The 16769-nt window shown below is 70.0% G+C and carries 15 protein-coding genes; 5 read left to right on the plus strand and 10 right to left on the minus strand.

The genetic code is table 11. The features are described 5' to 3' along the window. The first annotated feature begins 2 nt into the window (after positions 1-2). The gene (locus EV379_RS04005) at positions 3-1556 is read left to right on the plus strand and encodes a pyridoxal phosphate-dependent decarboxylase family protein (RefSeq protein WP_130507283.1); all 1554 of its coding nucleotides are present in this window, start codon (positions 3-5) and stop codon (positions 1554-1556) included. Positions 1557-2644: 1088 nt separating this feature from the next. Here the strand turns inward: EV379_RS04005 and EV379_RS04010 are convergent. The 3 genes from EV379_RS04010 to EV379_RS04020 are packed head-to-tail and all read right to left on the minus strand — an operon-like array spanning position 2645 to position 5700. Beyond that, a complete protein-coding gene (locus EV379_RS04010) occupies positions 2645-3814 on the minus strand; it encodes an Mrp/NBP35 family ATP-binding protein (RefSeq protein WP_130505007.1) in 1170 nt (389 codons plus the stop codon). After that, on the minus strand, positions 3798-4364 hold the full coding sequence (locus EV379_RS04015; protein WP_130505008.1) for a DUF1003 domain-containing protein: 567 nt from the start codon (positions 4362-4364) through the stop codon (positions 3798-3800). Before EV379_RS04015 ends, EV379_RS04010 begins: the two co-directional genes overlap by 17 nt. Next, the gene (locus EV379_RS04020; protein WP_130505009.1) at positions 4351-5700 is read right to left on the minus strand and encodes a magnesium transporter MgtE N-terminal domain-containing protein; all 1350 of its coding nucleotides are present in this window, start codon (positions 5698-5700) and stop codon (positions 4351-4353) included. The genes EV379_RS04015 and EV379_RS04020 overlap by 14 nt, the downstream gene beginning before the upstream one ends. Positions 5701-5755: 55 nt before the next feature. Between EV379_RS04020 and EV379_RS04025 the strand changes: the two genes are divergently transcribed. Next, a complete protein-coding gene (locus EV379_RS04025) occupies positions 5756-6367 on the plus strand; it encodes a YflT domain-containing protein (RefSeq protein WP_207226188.1) in 612 nt (203 codons plus the stop codon). Between the two features lie 88 nt (positions 6368-6455). On the opposite strand, the gene EV379_RS04030 is transcribed toward EV379_RS04025, so the two are convergent. The 3 genes from EV379_RS04030 to EV379_RS04040 all read right to left on the minus strand — a co-directional run bounded on the left by EV379_RS04030 (position 6456) and on the right by EV379_RS04040 (position 9896). After that, positions 6456-7070, minus strand: coding sequence for a hypothetical protein (locus tag EV379_RS04030; RefSeq protein WP_130505010.1), 615 nt, complete (start codon positions 7068-7070; stop codon positions 6456-6458). Positions 7071-7247: 177 nt separating this feature from the next. Next, complete coding sequence (locus tag EV379_RS04035; protein ID WP_130505011.1) at positions 7248-8828, minus strand: aminopeptidase P family protein; 1581 nt, start codon at positions 8826-8828, stop codon at positions 7248-7250. Positions 8829-8861: 33 nt separating this feature from the next. After that, a complete protein-coding gene (locus EV379_RS04040) occupies positions 8862-9896 on the minus strand; it encodes an endonuclease/exonuclease/phosphatase family protein (RefSeq protein WP_130505012.1) in 1035 nt (344 codons plus the stop codon). Positions 9897-9974: 78 nt separating this feature from the next. On the opposite strand from EV379_RS04040, the gene EV379_RS04045 reads away from it, so the two are divergent. Next, positions 9975-10844 (plus strand): PHP domain-containing protein, encoded by an 870-nt coding sequence (locus EV379_RS04045; RefSeq protein ID WP_130505013.1) that lies wholly within the window; start codon positions 9975-9977, stop codon positions 10842-10844. A gap of 287 nt (positions 10845-11131) precedes the next feature. On the opposite strand, the gene EV379_RS04050 is transcribed toward EV379_RS04045, so the two are convergent. Next, a complete protein-coding gene (locus tag EV379_RS04050; protein ID WP_242616225.1) occupies positions 11132-12715 on the minus strand; it encodes a DEAD/DEAH box helicase in 1584 nt (527 codons plus the stop codon). Between the two features lie 167 nt (positions 12716-12882). Beyond that, a complete protein-coding gene (locus tag EV379_RS04055) occupies positions 12883-13245 on the minus strand; it encodes a cupin domain-containing protein (RefSeq protein ID WP_130505014.1) in 363 nt (120 codons plus the stop codon). 237 nt (positions 13246-13482) lie between these two features. Here EV379_RS04055 and EV379_RS04060 point away from each other — a divergent pair, with 237 nt between their 5' ends. Next, on the plus strand, positions 13483-14178 hold the full coding sequence (locus EV379_RS04060) for a ferritin-like fold-containing protein (RefSeq protein ID WP_242616226.1): 696 nt from the start codon (positions 13483-13485) through the stop codon (positions 14176-14178). A 37-nt stretch (positions 14179-14215) separates the two neighbouring features. After that, positions 14216-15931, plus strand: a complete 1716-nt coding sequence (locus tag EV379_RS04065) for a long-chain-fatty-acid--CoA ligase (RefSeq protein WP_130505016.1) — start codon at positions 14216-14218, stop codon at positions 15929-15931. 188 nt (positions 15932-16119) lie between these two features. On the opposite strand, the gene EV379_RS04070 is transcribed toward EV379_RS04065, so the two are convergent. Then, on the minus strand, positions 16120-16419 hold the full coding sequence (locus tag EV379_RS04070) for a hypothetical protein (RefSeq protein WP_130505017.1): 300 nt from the start codon (positions 16417-16419) through the stop codon (positions 16120-16122). Positions 16420-16421: 2 nt separating this feature from the next. Next, complete coding sequence (locus EV379_RS04075; protein WP_130505018.1) at positions 16422-16646, minus strand: DUF3107 domain-containing protein; 225 nt, start codon at positions 16644-16646, stop codon at positions 16422-16424. Positions 16647-16769: the final 123 nt, after the last annotated feature.

The following is a 16769-nucleotide window of genomic DNA, read 5'->3' on the forward strand; positions in this document are numbered from 1 at the left end:
GCATGGAGTTCGAACAGGAATCAGGGGCGGTGCTTGAGCGCCTCGACGCGCTGCGCGCCGCGGATGCGCCGACGCACGGCGGCCGCGTGCTCTCCTACGTCTACGATTCGGGCATCGCCGAGATCGACGCGCTCGCCGCCGCCGCGGTGCGCGCCGTGCAACCGGTGAATGCCCTGGACCCCACGACCTTCAGCTCGGTCGCGGTGATGGAGCGCGAGATCGTCGGCTTCGCCCGTGCGGTGTTCCACGGTGACGACGCCGTCGTCGGCACCGTCACGAGCGGCGGAACCGAGAGCTGCCTGCTCGCCGTCAAGACGGCCAGGGAGATCTGGCGTGCTGATGCCGCGGCCAGGGGCGTCGACCACCGGGCGACCGTTCCGCGCATCATCGCGGCCAGCTCCGTGCACGCGGCCTTCCACAAGGCGGCCGAGTACTTCGGGCTGCGGCTCGAGTTGGTGCCGGTGGATCCGGCATCCGGCCTGCCTGCCGTCGCCGACTTCGCCGCGCTGCTGGCAGACGCCGACGACGTCGCCCTCGTCGTGCTCAGCGCGCCCAGCTACCCCCACGGCGTGATCGACCCGATCGCGGAGGTGTCTGCGCTCGCGGCGGCGGCCGGGATCAGCTGCCACGTCGACGCCTGCTTCGGCGGCTTCGTGCTGCCGTGGTGGCCGGGCCTGGACGCGGCGAGCTGGGACATGCAGCTGCCGGGTGTGACGAGCCTCTCCGCCGATCTGCACAAGTACGGCTACACGCCCAAGGGGGCGTCGGTGCTGCTGCAGCGCGGCCGCGACCGGCAGCGCAAGCAGTACTTCGCGACGACCGGCTGGCCCGGTTACCCGGTCGTCAACTCGACGCTGCTCGGCTCGAAGTCGGCAGCGGCGCTCGCCGCGGCGTGGGCGATCACGCAGACGCTCGGGCAGAGCGGTTTCGCCGAACTGACGGCGAGCTGTGCCAGGGCGACCGCGACGCTGCTCGACGTGATCCGCGGCATCGACGGACTGCGCGTCGTCGGGGAGCCGACGGGGCCGGCGATCGCCGTCACCGCCGACGAGACCGTGCCGGCCGAGCGCCGCGTCGACCCGCACCACTGGGCCGACCAGGCGCGCACGCACGGCTGGCAGCTGCAGCTGCAGCCGGGCTTCGACCAGGCCGGGACCACCAGACCCGGCGGCGCATGGCTGCCCGCGACGGCGCACCTCACGGTGACACCCGTGACCGAGTCGCGGCTGCCAGAGCTGTCGGCGGCGTTGGTCACAGCCGCCGATGAGGTGCGCGGCGTGCCACACGTCGACGTCGGGCCGCTGTTGGGGTCGCTCGGTGCGGCCCTCGGCGGATCCCTGCCGGAGACCCTCGACGCGGCGACGGCCTACGCGATGCTGAGCGGCATCGGGCTGGCGCCCGGTGCGCAGGATGCCGGAGCTGCGGATGCGGCGGACGCCGGAGCGGGAGCGTTGCCTGATCGGCTCGCGCCGTTCCTCGCGCTCGTCGAAGCGCTGCCACCAGCGGTGGCCGAGCCGCTGCTCACCGAGCTGATCGCCCGACTCGTCGAGCCCTGAGCGCGACGCGCAGCGTCGCGAAAGGCGGCAGCCAAACCCCAGGCAATCTCAGGAACCGCAAGCGATGCTGGTGCGGTCTCGGTGTCGCCTCGGTGCGGCTGGGGTGCGGCCTCGGTTTCGATACGGCCGTGGACGGCCTACTCAACCAGCGGGGGTTTCACGCGGTGTCAGGGCTTCGGGGGCGGCCTCGTTCCTCGGCTGCTCCCTCGAGCCAGCGCGACGCGCAGCGTCGCGAAAGGCGGCAGCCAAACCCCAGGCAACCTCAGGAACCGCAAGCGATGCTGGTGCGGTCTCGGTGTCGCCTCGGTGCGGCTGGGGTGCGGCCTCGGTTTCGATACGGCCGTGGACGGCCTACTCAACCAGCGGGGGTTTCACGCGGTGTCAGGGCTTCGGGGGCGGCCTCGTTCCTCGGCTGCTCCCTCGAGCCAGCGCGACGCGCAGCGTCGCGAAAGGCGGCAGCCAAACCCCAGGCAACCTCAGGAACCGCAAGCGATGCTGGTGCGGTCTCGGAGTCGCCGCGGTGCGGCCTCGGTTTCGATAGGGCCGTGGACGGCCTACTCAACCAGCGGGGGTTTCACGCGGTGTCAGGGCTTCGGGGGCGGCCTCGTTCCTCGGCTGCTCCCTCGAGCCAGCGCGACGCGCAGCGTCGCGAAAGGCGGCAGCCAAACCCCAGGCAATCTCAGGAACCGCAAGCGATGCTGGTGCCGTCTCGGTGTCGCCTCGGTGCGGCCTCGGTTTCGATACGGCTCAGGGCTTTGGGGGCGGCCTCGTTCCTCGGCTGCTCCCTCGAGCCAGCGCGACGCGCAGCGTCGCGAAAGGCGGCAGCCCAACCCCAGGCAGTCTCAGGTACCGCAAGCGCTGCTGGTGCAGTCTCGGAGTCGCCTCGGTGCGGCCTCGGTTTCGATACGGCGTGGGGCGCGTTTGTGCACGCTGGCTTGAGCGAGCGGCGCAGCGACGAAGGAGCAGCGACGCACGCGAAGCCCTGAGCGGATCCGTGAATCACTGGCCCAGGAGAAGGCACAGTCGAGGCCGGGGCGGAGACGGTGGCGGTGGCGGTGTCGAGCCTGTGGTGCAGCCGAGGCGGCGGATCAGCCAACGCTGAACGGCAGCGCGCGGCCGGCGAGGCCACGACCGCTGCCTGCGACGGCATCCGCGACCCGCAGAATGGCCTGGCTGGCCGGGTCGGCAGGGTCGCTCAGCACGATCGGCTCGCCGGCGTCTCCACCCACACGCAGCGCGATGCTGAGCGGGATGCGGGCGAGCACGGGCACGGGGCCGGCGCCATCCGGCTGCGAGGCGCTCAGCCGGCGGGCGACCTCGTCGCCGCCGCCGGAGCCGAAGAGCTCGAGCACGCTGCCGTCCGGCTGCGCGAGGCCGGCCATGTTCTCGATCACGCCGAACACGCTCTGCCCGGTCTGCCTGGCAACGACGCCGCTGCGTTCGGCAACGTCGGCGGCGGCCGGCTGCGGCGTCGTGACGACGAGCACCTCGGCGTGCGGCAGCAGCTGGCCGATCGAGATCGCGACGTCGCCGGTCCCCGGCGGCAGGTCAAGCAGCAGCACATCGAGGTCGCCGAAGTAGACGTCGGTGAGGAACTGCGTCATCGTGCGGTGCAGCATCGGTCCGCGCCAGGCGACGGCCGCCGATGCGTCCTCCACGAACATGCCGATCGAGATCACCTTGACGCCGTGTGCGACCGGAGGCAGGATCATCTCGCCGACGCGGGTCGGCTTCACGGCGCGCATGGTGCCGGCTGCAGCACCCGGGACCTGCTCGGTCAGGCCGAGGATGGCCGGGATCGAGAAACCGTAGACGTCGGCGTCGAGGAGCCCGACGCGAAGGCCCTTCGCCGCGAGGGCGACTGCGAGGTTCGCGGTGAGCGTCGACTTGCCGACGCCGCCCTTACCGCTGGTGACGGCGAAGACACGCGTGAGCGCGTCGGCCGTGAACGGCATCGTGCGGGCGCCGGTGCCCTGCAGCTTCGTGGTGAGCGCCTTGCGCTCCTCGACGGTCATCACGGCCATCTCCAGTTCGGCGTTGCCGGCGCCGACGACGGCCTCGAGCGCGCTGCGCGCGTCATCCTCGATGCGGCGGGCGGCCGGGCATCCGATGATCGTCAGCTTGAGGACGGCGTGCGCGCGCCCGGCACCGTCGACGCTGAGCGCGCCGACCATGTCGAGCTCCGTGATGGGCTTGCGGATCTCCGGGTCGATCACCCGGGCCAGCGCCTCGCGGAGCTGCTCAGGAGTTGCCGGCATCCCGCGTCCCGTTCTCCGTGCCGCTCTCATGCTGGGCCTTGGCAGCGGCGGCCTCGCGCTCGTCGAGCTGCTCGAGCAGGCTGCGCAGCTCCGATCGGATGAAGTCCTTCGACGCCATGTCGGAGATCGACAGCCGGAGGGCGACGACCTCGCGGGCGAGGTACTCGGTGTCGGCGAGGTTGCGCTCCGCGCGCTGCCTGTCCTGCTCGATCTGCACCCGGTCGCGGTCGTCCTGGCGGTTCTGCGCGAGCAGGATCATCGGTGCGGCGTATGAGGCCTGCAGCGAGAGGATCAGGGTGAGTGCCGTGAAGCCGATGGCTGCGGAGTCGAAGCGCCACTCCTCTGGACCCCAGGTGTTGAAGCCGAGCCAGACCAGGCAGAACAGCGAGAGGCCGGCGAGGAAGCCCGGCGTGCCCATGCCGCGGGCGATCGCCTCGGTGAAGCGGCCGAAGCGGTCGCGGCTGGCCGCCTTGTCGCGGGCGGTGATCGCCGGGCCGCGCAGGCCCTTGGGGGAGTCGAGGCGGACGTCGCTCTTGTTAGCTCGTGCCATTGCCCGTCCTCCGTCCCGTCGTGTCGCTCGGCAGCAGGATGCTGCCCGTTTCAAGCTTGGCGCGCGCGGCCGCGCGCACGGCTACGTCGTCGTTGTCGTCGGGATGACTTCGCCAGTCAGCCGGGAGCAGATAGTCGAGGACATCGTCAATGGTCACCACCCCGACGAGTCGGTGGTGTTCATCGACAACGGGAACCGACACGAGGTCGTAGCTGGCGAGGATGCGGCTGACCTCGGCCGCAGAGGTGTCGGCCGTGACCGGCTCCAGGCCCTGGTCGAGCAGGGTTCCGAGGCGCTCGTGCGGTGGATAGCGCAGCATCCGTTGGAAGTGCACCATGCCGAGGAAGCGACCGGTCGGTGGTTCGAACGGCGGCAGCGTCACACAGATCGCGGCGCCGAGCGCGGGCGCGAGGTCGTGCCGGCGGATCAGCGCGAGGCCCTCGGCGACGGTCGCGTCGGCCGAGACGATGATCGGCTCCGGCGTCATCAGACCGCCGGCGGTGTCCGGGGCGTAGGAGAGCAGGAAGCGCACATCCTCAGCCTCCTCCGGCTCCATCAGCTCGAGCAGCGTCTCGCCGCGTTCCTCTGGCAGCTGGGCGATCAGGTCGGCCGCGTCATCCGGCTGCATGTGGTCGAGGACATCGGCGGCGCGGGCGTCGCCGAGGGTGGCCAGGATGCCGATCTGCTCGACCTCCGGCATCTCCTCGAGCACATCGGCCAGGCGGTCGTCCGGGAGCTCGCCCGCGACTTCGAACATGCGCTCCGTCGGCAGGTCGAGCAGGGTCGACGCGAGGTCGGCCGGGTTCAGCTCGGAGTAGGTGGCGATCAGGTGCTCGGCCGATTGCGCCTCGCCGGCCGTGACCGTCTCGCGCACATCCGACCAGTTGGCGAAGGCCGTCGCCCCCTTGGCGAAGGGGGAGGGGCTCGTCTTCGGCCGGCGCACGAAGAGCTGGCTGATCGCCCATTCGCTCTGGTCCTGGCCCTGTTCCTCGATCGCGACGTCCTCGACGGTCGCCTCGCCTGAGCCGTCGATGAAGCTCACCTTGCGGCCGAGCATCTCGGCGATGACGCGCACCTCGCCGCCGCGCTGCTCGAAGCGACGGACGTTGATGAGGCCGTCGGTGATGATCTGGCCGCTGCCGATGCTGCTGACGCGGCCGATCTCCATGAAGACGCGGCGACGGCCGGGAATCTCAACGATAAGGCCGACGACGCGGGGCGGATCCGATTTGCGATACACAACCAGAACGTCGCGCACCTTGCCCACGCGGTCACCCGCGGGGTCGAAGACGGTGCACCCTGCCAGACGGGCGACGAAAACTCTGTTGGCACTCACCTCTCAAATCTAGGCCACCCACGGGGTTTTCAGGCCCACATGGGAGAATGAGGGCATGAGTTCTCAGACCCCATTCAGTGCCAACCGTGCCGCCCGTGGTGGCGGCCGCTACCCGGTGCTGCCGCAGGGAGAGGTCGTCGAGAACTACTCCAGCTACGCCGAGGCGCAGAGCGCCGTCGACGCGCTCGCCCGTGCTGACTTCCCGGTGAAGCAGCTCGCGATCATCGGCAACGACCTGAAGAGCGTCGAGCTCGTCACGGGCAAGATGAGCTACGGCCGTGCGGCCATCGGCGGCGCGGCATCCGGGGCCTGGCTCGGCATCTTCCTCGGGCTCATCCTCTTCATCTTCTCGCCGAGCGGTGAGAGCACGCCGATGATCTTCGCCGCGCTGCTGATCGGTGCCGGATTCGGCATGCTCTTCGGCCTCGTCAACTACTCGATCAAGCGCAAACGGCGCGACTTCAGCTCGGTGATGCAGGTCATCGCGGTGAGCTACACCGTGCTGGCACCCGGCGAACTCGTGCACAGGGCGCGCAACCTCCTGCGCGGCGAGACCGTGGCGGAGCCCGTCGCCGTTCCGCCCGCCGCCGCTCACACCGAGCCGCCGAGCGGCACGGATGCCGGCGGCGACTCGACTCCGACGCAGCAGACGCCGCCGGGCGCCTAGGCTGGCCTCCCGCTCGGCGCGAGCGAGAGCCGGCCCGTTGCTGGCGTGGTGGCGGCTCGGCGGCGCGCGCCGCGCGCGCCGGGGCGAGTCACCAGATGTCGTTGACGGACGTCGAGATCGTGAAACCGTGCCCGCTCAGAGCGTGGGCGCAGGAGATGCCGGCCTCCGTCGACGTGCAGACGACATTGTCGTAGCCGACGGATGAGCCGATGGGCAGCGCGAGAGACGTCTCTGAGTACTCACTCTCGAATGCGGCATCGCCGCGCTTGCGTGGGTGCGGCTCACCGGATCCCGTCGCTTCGATGCCGAAGCCGCACGGGACCTGCGAGTCGTAACAGAAGTCGGATGGGTCAGAGTCGGGAAACTCCCACTCCTTGTCCTCGCCGATTCTGCAGCCCCACACAGCACTGTCCGGCTCGCCGCTCAGCGTGACGATGCCGCAGGCCAGATCGCGTGCCGGAGAAGTGAAGACCACCCCCTGCCCGAAGTCGACTGGAGCGTAATCGGCCGGGTCCAACTCAGTCGGCGCGGGCACCGGAGTCGGCGACGGAGCGGCGCTCGGTGTCGCGGTCTCCGACGCAGTCGCCGTCGGCGCCGCCGCAGTTGGCTCTGCTGCCGGAGCGCTCTGCTCGCTGCAACCGCTCACCGTCGCGGCCACGACGAGCACGATGGCCGCCGTGAAGACTCGTCCCCATTTCGTCATGGGAAGACGCTAGTGGCGCGCGGTGACTGCCCATGCCGACACGCCGGGCTGCCCGCCGCGCTGTCGCGCGGCTGCCGCGGCATCCGTCGCGGCCCTCTTAAAGTGCCGTGGCCCGGGGAATACCCCGGGCCACGGCAACTCAAGCGGGCCGCGAACGCGGCCCTGCGAATGCGAGCTCTAGCTCCAGCCGCCTGCCTGCACCCACGCTTCGACGGCGGAGGCCGTGCGGGGGATGCCAACCGAGAGGTTCTCGGCGCCGTCTGCCGTCACGAGGATGTCGTCCTCGATGCGCACGCCGATGCCGCGGAACTCGGCCGGGACCGTCTCGTCGTCGCTCTGGAAGTACAGGCCGGGCTCGATCGTGAAGACCATGCCCTCCTCGATGACGCCATCCATGTACATGTCGCGGCGCGCCTGGGCGCAGTCGTGGACGTCGATGCCGAGGTGGTGGCTCGTGCCGTGCACCATGTAGCGGCGGTGGTGCTGGTTGTCTGGCAGGAGCGCCTCCTCCGCCGTGACGGGCAGCAGGCCCCACTCGGCGGTGCGCTCGGCGATGACCTTCATGGCCGCGGCGTGCACCTCGCGGAAGATGATGCCGGGCTTCACGATCGCCAGGGCGGCGTCAGCGGCATCCAGGACGGCCTCGTAGATCATCCGCTGCACCGGGCTGAAGGTGCCGTTGATCGGCAGGGTACGCGTGACATCGGCGGTGTACAGGCTGTCGACCTCGACGCCGGCGTCGAGCAGCATGAGCTCGCCGGAGCGCACCGGGCCGTCGTTGCGGGTCCAGTGCAGGATCGTGGCGTGCGGGCCGGATGCCGCGATCGTGTCGTAGCCGAGGGCGTTGCCGTCGAGGCGGGCGCGCGTGTAGAACACGCCGTCGACGATGCGCTCGCCGCGCGGGTGCGCCGAGATGCGCGGGAAGTCGGCGATCACGTCGTTGAAGCCGCGCTCGGTGGCGTCGACGGCGAGACGCATCTGGGCGATCTCGTAGCTGTCCTTGACCAGGCGCATCTCGCTGACGACCTCGGCGAGCAGCGCATCCGGCTCGTGCTCGCTGCCGACCTCGATGCTGAAGGGGGAGTCGCTGGCGTTCGTGCTCAGCGCAGCCTCGGCCGCGAAACGGAGACGGGCGGAGTCGACGCGCTCGGTGACGGCCGGGTCTGCCTCGCGCAGCACGAGGGTGCTGGCGTCGACGGCGGCGTAGACGGCGTCGAGCTCGGCGATGCCGCGTGTGGCCAGCTCGAGGTCGGATGCCACCTGCGCCAGCGACGGGCGGGCGCCGATCCAGAACTCGCCGATCGCGGGGTTGTGGTAGAACTCCTCCGAGTCGCGTCCTGCGCGCTCACGGAAGTACAGGGTGGCGTCGTGGCCGGCGACCGTTGGCTCGAACACGAGAACGGCCTCTGGCTCGGCGTCGGCGCCCCAACCGGTGAGGTGGGCGAACGCGGAGTGTGCGCGGAACGGGTAGTCGGTGTCGTTCGAGCGCTGCTTCGGGCTTCCGGCCGGGACGATCAGGCGCTGGCCGGTGAAGCGCGCGGAGAGCGTCGCGCGGCGTGCCGCGGCGAACGCGGCCTGCTCGCGGGCGGCGGGGAGCGCGTCGGTGCGCTCGGCCCAGCCGCTGCCGATGTAGGCCTTGAACCCCTCAGAACTCGGTGTCGTCGAGCGGTTCGCGTTCGGGCTGGTCTCGCTCGGGATCGGGCTGGCGTCGATGGTGTCGGTGCCTGCGGCATCCGTGCTGATGTTGGCGTTCTCCATGCCCCCATTCTGGCATCGCTGGCTGGGTGGGGACTACGAGTCCGTCGGCACGTAGCGGGCCAGCAGCGGGCGGTGGTCGCTGCCGGCGCCGTCGACATCATCGAGCACGCGGAAGGCGTCGATGCGCCAGTTGTCCGTCGCCAGGACGTGGTCGATCGGCGCCCCGAGCAGTGGGGGCACATCGGTCGGCCAGGTGCCGAGGGCCGCGCTGCCGGCGGAGAGCGCGGCATCCGTGCAGCGGCCGAGCGTTCCGCCGTCGATGCCGCGGGAGGCCATGTGGTCGATCGTCGCGTTGAAGTCGCCCGCCATGATCACGTCGGGCGCATCGCACTGCTCGGCCAGCCAGTCGAGGTCGCTCTGCCACGCGCTCATCGCACCCTCGATCGGGGATCCGGCGTGCACGGCGACGATCGTCGGGCCGACACCGTTCACTGGCGTCGCGACGACGGTCGGCGACACGTTGGTGTTGCCAGGCGGGCCGGCGCCGGGTGCGGAGGCCAGCGTGTACTCGCCGAGATCGGGGCTGATCAGCAGGGCCGTCGAGCGCGCCTTGTACCAGTCGTTGAAGTTGAGCGTCCAGACCCACATCGGTCGGCCGCCCTCCTTCATCGCCAGGGCGACCTCCGTGCCGAGCTCGTCGGTCGTCTCCGGCAGGGCGACGATGTCCGCGCCGCTCTCGAGGGCCAGCTTCACGATGGCGTCGACGCCGGGCTCCTCGCCCTGCGTGTTCCAGCTCAGCACCGTGATCGACTCGTCGGCCCCGGCCGTCGCGAGCGATACATCGCCCTGGTTCGTGCCGCGCACGGCGAGGATCCCGACGTTGGCCGCACCGAAGACGAGCAACAACACGGCGAGGGTGCCGGTGAGCCTCCGGAGCGGGCGGATGACGCCGAGCAGCAGCATCACGAGGACGCCGGCCGCCGCAGCAACGACGAGCACACCGCGGAACGACACGATCTGCGCGATCATCCACGTGTTCTCCAGGCCGAACAGCTGCGGCCACGCGAGAACGAGCAGCCCGAGGGCTGCGGCGAGCACGATGACGGCGCTGAGAAGGCGAGTGAGCATGGCTCGTCCACCTTAGGTGAGCTTCCTGCGGAGAGGCTGCCGACTCCCGGGCACGGCACGCAGAACTACCATGGTGGAATGAATTCTCGGCGTTTTCGCGGCCCCATCGACCTGCACGCGCACTCGAGCGTCTCGGACGGAACCGAGACGCCGAGCCAGCTCGTGCGGGCCGCGCTGGAGGCGGGGATCGGCACCGTGGCGCTGACCGACCACGATTCGACCGCCGGCTGGGTCGAGGCGGCATCCGCGGCCAAGCAGGCCGGGATCACGCTGATCCCCGGCATGGAGCTCTCCACCCGGGTCCAGTACGCGAGCGTGCACATGCTCGCGTACCTCTTCGACCCTGGCAATGCAGCCCTCGTCGCCGAGACGGCCCGCATCCGCCAGGCCAGGCTCACCAGGGCGGAGGAGATCGTGCAGCACATCGGCCGCGACTTCGCGCTGAGCTGGGACGACGTACTCGCGCAGTCGACGGAGGGCGCGACGATCGGGCGGCCGCACATCGCCGACGCCCTCGTCGCCAGGGGGCACGCGCCGACCCGCTCCGAGGCCTTTGCAGGCATCCTGCACTGGAAGCGGGGCTACGCCAAGCCGCACTACGCGCCTGACCCGCTGACCGGTGTTCGCCTCGTGCGCGAGGCCGGGGGAGTGCCGGTGCTCGCGCACCCCGGCACCCGCGGCGCCGAGCACGTGGTGCCGGAGGCCGAGCTGAAGCGACTCGCCGACGCCGGGCTGTTCGGCCTGGAGATCGACCACCGCGAGAACCTGCCGGACGCGAAGAAGCGACTGCACGCGCTGGCCGACAAGTTCGGCCTAGCCGTGACCGGATCCAGCGACTACCACGGCGACGGCAAGCCCAACCGGCTCGGCGAGAACACGACGGCGCCGGAGGTGTTGGAGCGCATCATCGCCGAGTCAACCGGCAGCGAGCCGGTCTATCCCGACTAAGCGCGCCCGCCGGTTGAGCCCGCCCCGCCGGTTGAGCTTGCCCCGCCGACCGAGCCCGTCGAAACCGCCCGCTGGCTGAGCCGGCCCCGCCGGTTGAGCCTGTCGAAACCGCCCGCTGGTCGAGTAGCGAGGAACGAGCGTATCGAGACCTCGCGGGTCGGAGCCTTCGCACGGACCTCGGTCTCGATACGGCCGTAGACGGCCTACTCGACCAGCGTGGCTGTGGCCGCCGACAGAGAGAGCCCGCCGAGATCAGATCTCGACGGGCTCTCTCACTTGCTGTGCTGCTACTCGGCGCTGGGGGCGCTGCGACGCGAGCGGTTGCGGCTGCGGCGGCGCGGGGCGCTGTTGCCGTCGTGGTGCTCGTGTCCGCCGCCGTCGTGCACGCCGGATGCCGGGTGGCCCGGTGCCTGGAACGGGTCGGCGATCGCGGCGACCGTCGCGGTGCCGGTGCTCTCGCCGGTCGGCGCTGCTGCGGCGGTGGAGGTGCCGGCCGCTGCGGCCGCGCCCTCTCCGCCGCGGGTGCGGCGACGCGAGCGGCTGCTGCGCGTCGCAGTCTCGCCGGCGGGAGCGCCAGCCGTCGCCGACGAGTCGCCACGAGAGGAACCGCCGCGGGACGAGCCAGAGCGGCCGCCGCGACCGGCATCCGAAGCGCCGTCACGCGGAGCGCGCTCCTTGATCGGGGTCGGCTTGAGGCGGCCCTTGGATCCGGCCGGGATGTCGAGGTCCGTGAAGAGGTGCGGCGAGGAGGAGTACGTCTCGACCGGCTCAGGCTGGTTCATCTCGAGCGCGCGGTTGATGAGCGCCCACTTGTGCAGGTCGTCCCAGTCCACGAAGGTCACGGCGATGCCGGTCTTGCCTGCGCGGCCGGTGCGGCCCGCGCGGTGCAGGTAGGTGTCGTGGTCGTCCGGCACCGTGTGGTTGATCACGTGGGTCACGTCGTTGACGTCGATGCCGCGTGCGGCGACATCCGTGGCGATGAGGATGTCCTTCTTGCCTGCCTTGAACGCGGCCATGGCGCGCTCGCGCTGGTCCTGGTTCAGGTCGCCGTGCACGGCGGCGGCGTTGAAGCCGCGGTCGTTCAGCTCCTCGACGAGCTTGGCGGCCGCACGCTTGGTGCGGGTGAAGACGACGGTCTTGCCGCGGCCCTCCGCCTGCAGGATGCGGGCGACGACCTCGTCCTTGTCGAGCGAGTGCGCGCGGTAGATGACGTGCTTGATGTTCGCCTGCGTGAGGCCCTCGTTGGGGTCTGTCGCACGAATGTGGATCGGCTTGCTCATGAAGCGGCGGGCCAGTGCCACGATCGGGCCGGGCATCGTCGCGGAGAACAGCATGGTGTGGCGGTTCTCCGGGGTCTTGGCGAAGAGCTTCTCGATGTCGGAGAGGAAGCCGAGGTCGAGCATCTTGTCGGCCTCGTCGAGCACCATCTCGCGCACCTTGCCGAGGTCGAGCAGACGCTGCGACGCCAGGTCGAGCAGACGGCCGGGCGTGCCGACGACGATCTGGGCGCCGGCCTTGATCTCTTCGATCTGGCCCTCGTAGGCCTTGCCACCGTAGATCGCGACGATGTTGGTCGCGCGGTTGGATGTCGCCAGCTCGAGGTCCTGGGCCACCTGCACGCAGAGCTCGCGGGTCGGCACGACGATGAGTGCCTGCACGCCGGGCTCCGGGTTCAGGCCGAGGCGCTGGATGAGCGGGAGGCCGAATCCGAAGGTCTTGCCCGTTCCGGTCTTCGCCTGACCGATGATGTCCTGGCCGGTCAGTGCCAGTGGGATCGTCTGCTCCTGAATGGGGAACGGTTCGATGATGCCCTTCGAAGCGAGGGCGTCGACCATGTCTTGTTCAATGGTCAGATCTGAAAATGTAGTCACGTGTTAAGGCCTGTCAGTACTGCGTTCAAGAGGATGCGCCCTTGGTTGCTCAGGCGCACGACCGCGGATCCATCGCCCGCGGGATGCCTCCAGCCTAGCGCGGCGTGTCTGGGTGGCCGCCTGACGCCGCGCTGGCCGAACACAATCCATTCCGAGGATGCCGCGACTCAGCGCTTCGCGAAGTCGCCGTAGCCCTGCCAATCCAGGAACACACACGGCTCATCGCCGATCGTCCAGGCATCGTGGCCCGGTGCGATGCTCGCGTAGTCTCCCGGCTCGTACTCCATCTCCTCGCCGTCATCCATCACGACCTTCATGCGTCCCGCGATGACGTAGCCGACATGATTGGCCTGGCAGCTGTCGGTCTTCGCGATGGGCTTCACGTGCTCCGACCAGCGCCATCCCGGCTGGAAGGTGGCACGTCCGACGGGGCCCTGATCGGTGTTGATGAGTTGCAGCTGGCCGGCTTCGGCCTCGAATGGTCGTGTTTCATCTGGTGTGTCGAGACTCTTGCGAACGAGACTGGACATGGTGACCTCCTTGATCGAATCGTTGATCGAAGGCAGCGAGCACGCGGGCTCACAGTCGAGGGGTTCATGGTGTGCGTCCCGCCGTCAGCGAGCCCGCTACGGTCATGAGCGGCATCGGCCCAGCCGCTTTCCCGCGCAGTCTACGCCGGGGCCCGTGGCCTGTCACCCACCGCCTGTCGCCCGCGCACGCCCTAAGCTGAACTCGTGGTCTCATGGTTCTCTCGGAACAAGCTTCGTGTGGAGTTGCCGCGGCTCAAGCCCCGTGGTGAGTCTTCGGCGACCAAGATCGACTTCGCTGAGTACACGCCGGAACTGTTGCCGTTCCTCGGCCAGGCCGCGGCGCTGAACCTCGAGGTGGCCGAGAACCTGGCCCGCGCGCTGGCCGTCGCCCCGAGCTTCGAGATCAAGCAGCGCATCAGCTACGCGACGTCGCAGGTGCTGGCGACGCAGCACGCACTGGTCGCCGAGATCCGCTCGCTGCACGCCGACCCCGACGAGCACATGCGCCCGTTCGCCGACGCCCTCGAGCGTTACCGCACCCTCGCGACCAGCTCCGACTGGCACGAGCTCCTGCTCACCTGCTATCTGAGCGGCGGCATGCTCGGGGACTTCTTCGAGCAGCTCGCCCGCGGCATCGGCGGCGACGTCGGCAAGCGGGTCGCCACGCTGTTGTCGAAGGATGCCGGGGCGGAGGATCTCGCCACCATGCTGCGGGCGTCGATCGCCGCCGACGCGGTGCTCGCGTCCAGCCTGGCGATGTGGGGGCGCCGTCTCGTCGGCGACACTCTCCTCGTCGCCCGCTCGGCCCTGGCCGATGTCGACTCGCCGGGAACGCCGGCGCACCACGCGGCAGAGGCCACCATCGAACCCGTCTTCACCGAGCTCATTGCCGCGCACACCCGCCGCATGGACGGGCTCGGCCTCACCGCCTGACGGCCCAGCGTCACGGCCGCATTCCAGAGAGGTCGTCATGACCACCGCATCAGTCTTCTCCAGCCGCCCGTGGCTCGGCTCCTACGCCCAGGGTGTTCCCGCCGATGTGGTCGTGCCGGAGGAGAGCCTCGTCGACATGCTCGACGCCTCCGCGCGGGCGAACCGGGCATCCGTCGCCCTGGAATTCTTCGGTGAGACGACGACGTACGCCGAGATGGCCGAGCAGATCGCCAGGGCGGCGAACGGCCTGCGGAAGCTCGGTGTGAGTCACGGCGACAGGGTGGCCATCGTGCTGCCGAACTGCCCGCAGCACATCGTCGCGTTCTACGCCGTGCTGCGCCTCGGTGCGATCGTCGTCGAACACAACCCGCTCTACACGCCGAGTGAGCTGCGCCACCAATTCGAGGACCACGGCGCGACCGTGGCGATCGTCTGGGACAAGGTGCACGACACCGTCGTCGACTTCCCGGCCGACATGGGGGTCGAGCACGTCATCGCCGTCAACGTCACCCGGGCGATGCCGCTGCTCAAGCGGATCGCGCTGCGCCTGCCGATCGGCAAGGCGCGCGAGGCCAGAAGCGCACTGACCGCGCAGCCGCGGGCCAAGAACGCGCTGCGCTGGGAGGACCTGCTCGAGGCGCGCCGCCTGAAGAAGTCACACCCGCGCCCGGCCGCGGGTGACACCGCCGTGCTGCAGTACACGAGCGGCACGACGGGCACTCCCAAGGGCGCGATCCTCAGCCACCGCAACCTGCGTGCCAACGCGCTGCAGGGCCAGGCCTGGGTGCCCGGTCTCCGTCCGGGCCACGAGGTCTTCTACGCCGTGCTGCCGATGTTCCACGCATACGGGCTGACGCTCTGCCTCACCTTCGCGATGAGCATGGGGGCCAGGCTGGTGCTGTTCCCGAAGTTCGACGAGGGCCTCGTCCTAGATGCCGCGCGCACCAGCCCGCCCACATTCCTCCCGGCCGTTCCGCCGATCTATGAGCGGCTGGCGAAGGCGGCAGAGAAGCGCAAGGTGAGCCTCGGCAGCATCCGCTTCGCCATCTCCGGCGCGATGAACCTGCCGCTCAGCACGGTGGAGAGCTGGGAGCGCTCGACGGGCGGTCAGCTGGTCGAGGGCTACGGCATGACCGAGAGCTCGCCGGTCGCCGCGGGCAACCCGTTCAGCCCCGCGCGGAGGGCCGGCACCGTCGGTGTGCCGTTCCCGAGCACCGAGATCCGGGTCGTCGACCCGGAGAACCCGCACATCGACAGGGGCGTCGGTGAGGAGGGCGAGCTGCTGCTGCGCGGCCCGCAGGTCTTCAGCGGCTACTGGAACCGGCCGGAGGAGACGCTCGCCGTGCTGCTGCCTGCGCCAGACGGCGGCGCGCCGTGGCTGCGCACAGGCGACATCGTCACGGTCTCGGCCGACGGCTTCATCACGATCGTCGACCGGATGAAGGAACTCATCATCACCGGCGGCTTCAACGTGGCGCCGAGCGAGGTCGAGGAGGCGCTGCTCTCGCACGAGTCCATCGCCGATGCGGCCGTCGTCGGTCTGCCTGCGCCGGGGGGAGGCGAGGTCGTCACGGCCGCCGTCGTGCTCGCGTCCGGCGCGACGCTCGACGTCGCGGCGCTCCGCGAGCACTGCCGCGGCAGGCTCAGCGCCTACAAGGTGCCACGTCAGATCGTGGCGGTCGACGAGCTCCCGCGGTCACTGATCGGCAAGGTGCTGCGCCGCCAGGTGCGCGAGCAGCTCAGCGCGAGCTAGCCTGGCCGCGGCGCCCGCGGCCGGTCGAGTCGCCTCCCGCCAGTAATTCAGGCAGGGTGACGCGTTCGGCAGCGATGCAGGCGATTCCGCGGCAGCGGTGACGATTCTTCCTGAATTGCCGACAACAACGCTGCCCGAGCGACCGCCCCGCTACTCGAGCAACGGAGGGCGAGCAACCGATGCGGTCGCTAGGCTGCGGCGCCCGCGCTCAGCTGGGCGAGCAGCTGCTCATCGGATGCCGCGCGGGCGCGCCCGATCAGCAGCGCTGCGACGGCCGAGGCGGCGGCCGCGGCCGCGAGCGCGATCAGCCAGATCCAGCCGCTGTCCCACTGCATGCCGAGCCAGGTCATGGCGACCCAGACGACCGCTGCCACCGCTGTTCCGATGGCCGGCACGAGCGCGACGCCGTACTCGGCCCGGTTCGGCAGCGCGTAGCGGGCGGCGAGTCCGAAGATCGCACCGCCGAGCGCGACGAAGAGCAGCTCCACGATTAGCCCACGAATCCGATGCGACGGCTCTCTTCTGTGCCGATCTCGATGTAGGCGAAGGTCGCGGCTGGGACGATGTAGGTGTTCCCCTTGTCGTCACGGAGCTTCAGGTATCCCACCTCGCCGGCGAGCACAGCCGCCACGGCCTTCTCGATCTCTGCGACCGGCTGAGAGGTCTCGAAGCTGATCTCACGGGGAGAGTTCTGAATGCCAATGCGAATGTCCACCGAATGCGCCTTTCCTTGCGTTGATGCCAGAGTACGACAGATCGAGGTGGCGCCGCCGCCCGTTCACTCGTGGCGCAATGCGTGGCAGACGGGACGTGTCGGTCGGCCGCGCTAGCGTTGTGG

The sequence above is a fragment of the Microterricola gilva genome (assembly GCF_004217495.1).
GTDB classification, from domain to species: domain Bacteria; phylum Actinomycetota; class Actinomycetes; order Actinomycetales; family Microbacteriaceae; genus Microterricola; species Microterricola gilva.

Bases quoted from the DNA above. Each gene is read 5' to 3' on its own strand.
- EV379_RS04035 (WP_130505011.1), bottom strand. From the start codon at position 8,828: ATGGAGAACGCCAACATCAGCACGGATGCCGCAGGCACCGACACCATC.
- EV379_RS04025 (WP_207226188.1), top strand. From the start codon at position 5,756: ATGAGTTCTCAGACCCCATTCAGTGCCAACCGTGCCGCCCGTGGTGGC.
- EV379_RS04065 (WP_130505016.1), top strand. From the start codon at position 14,216: ATGACCACCGCATCAGTCTTCTCCAGCCGCCCGTGGCTCGGCTCCTAC.
- EV379_RS04055 (WP_130505014.1), bottom strand. From the start codon at position 13,245: ATGTCCAGTCTCGTTCGCAAGAGTCTCGACACACCAGATGAAACACGA.
- EV379_RS04005 (WP_130507283.1), top strand. From the start codon at position 3: ATGGAGTTCGAACAGGAATCAGGGGCGGTGCTTGAGCGCCTCGACGCG.
- EV379_RS04015 (WP_130505008.1), bottom strand. From the start codon at position 4,364: ATGGCACGAGCTAACAAGAGCGACGTCCGCCTCGACTCCCCCAAGGGC.
- EV379_RS04010 (WP_130505007.1), bottom strand. From the start codon at position 3,814: ATGCCGGCAACTCCTGAGCAGCTCCGCGAGGCGCTGGCCCGGGTGATC.
- EV379_RS04045 (WP_130505013.1), top strand. From the start codon at position 9,975: ATGAATTCTCGGCGTTTTCGCGGCCCCATCGACCTGCACGCGCACTCG.
- EV379_RS04040 (WP_130505012.1), bottom strand. From the start codon at position 9,896: ATGCTCACTCGCCTTCTCAGCGCCGTCATCGTGCTCGCCGCAGCCCTC.
- EV379_RS04030 (WP_130505010.1), bottom strand. From the start codon at position 7,070: ATGACGAAATGGGGACGAGTCTTCACGGCGGCCATCGTGCTCGTCGTG.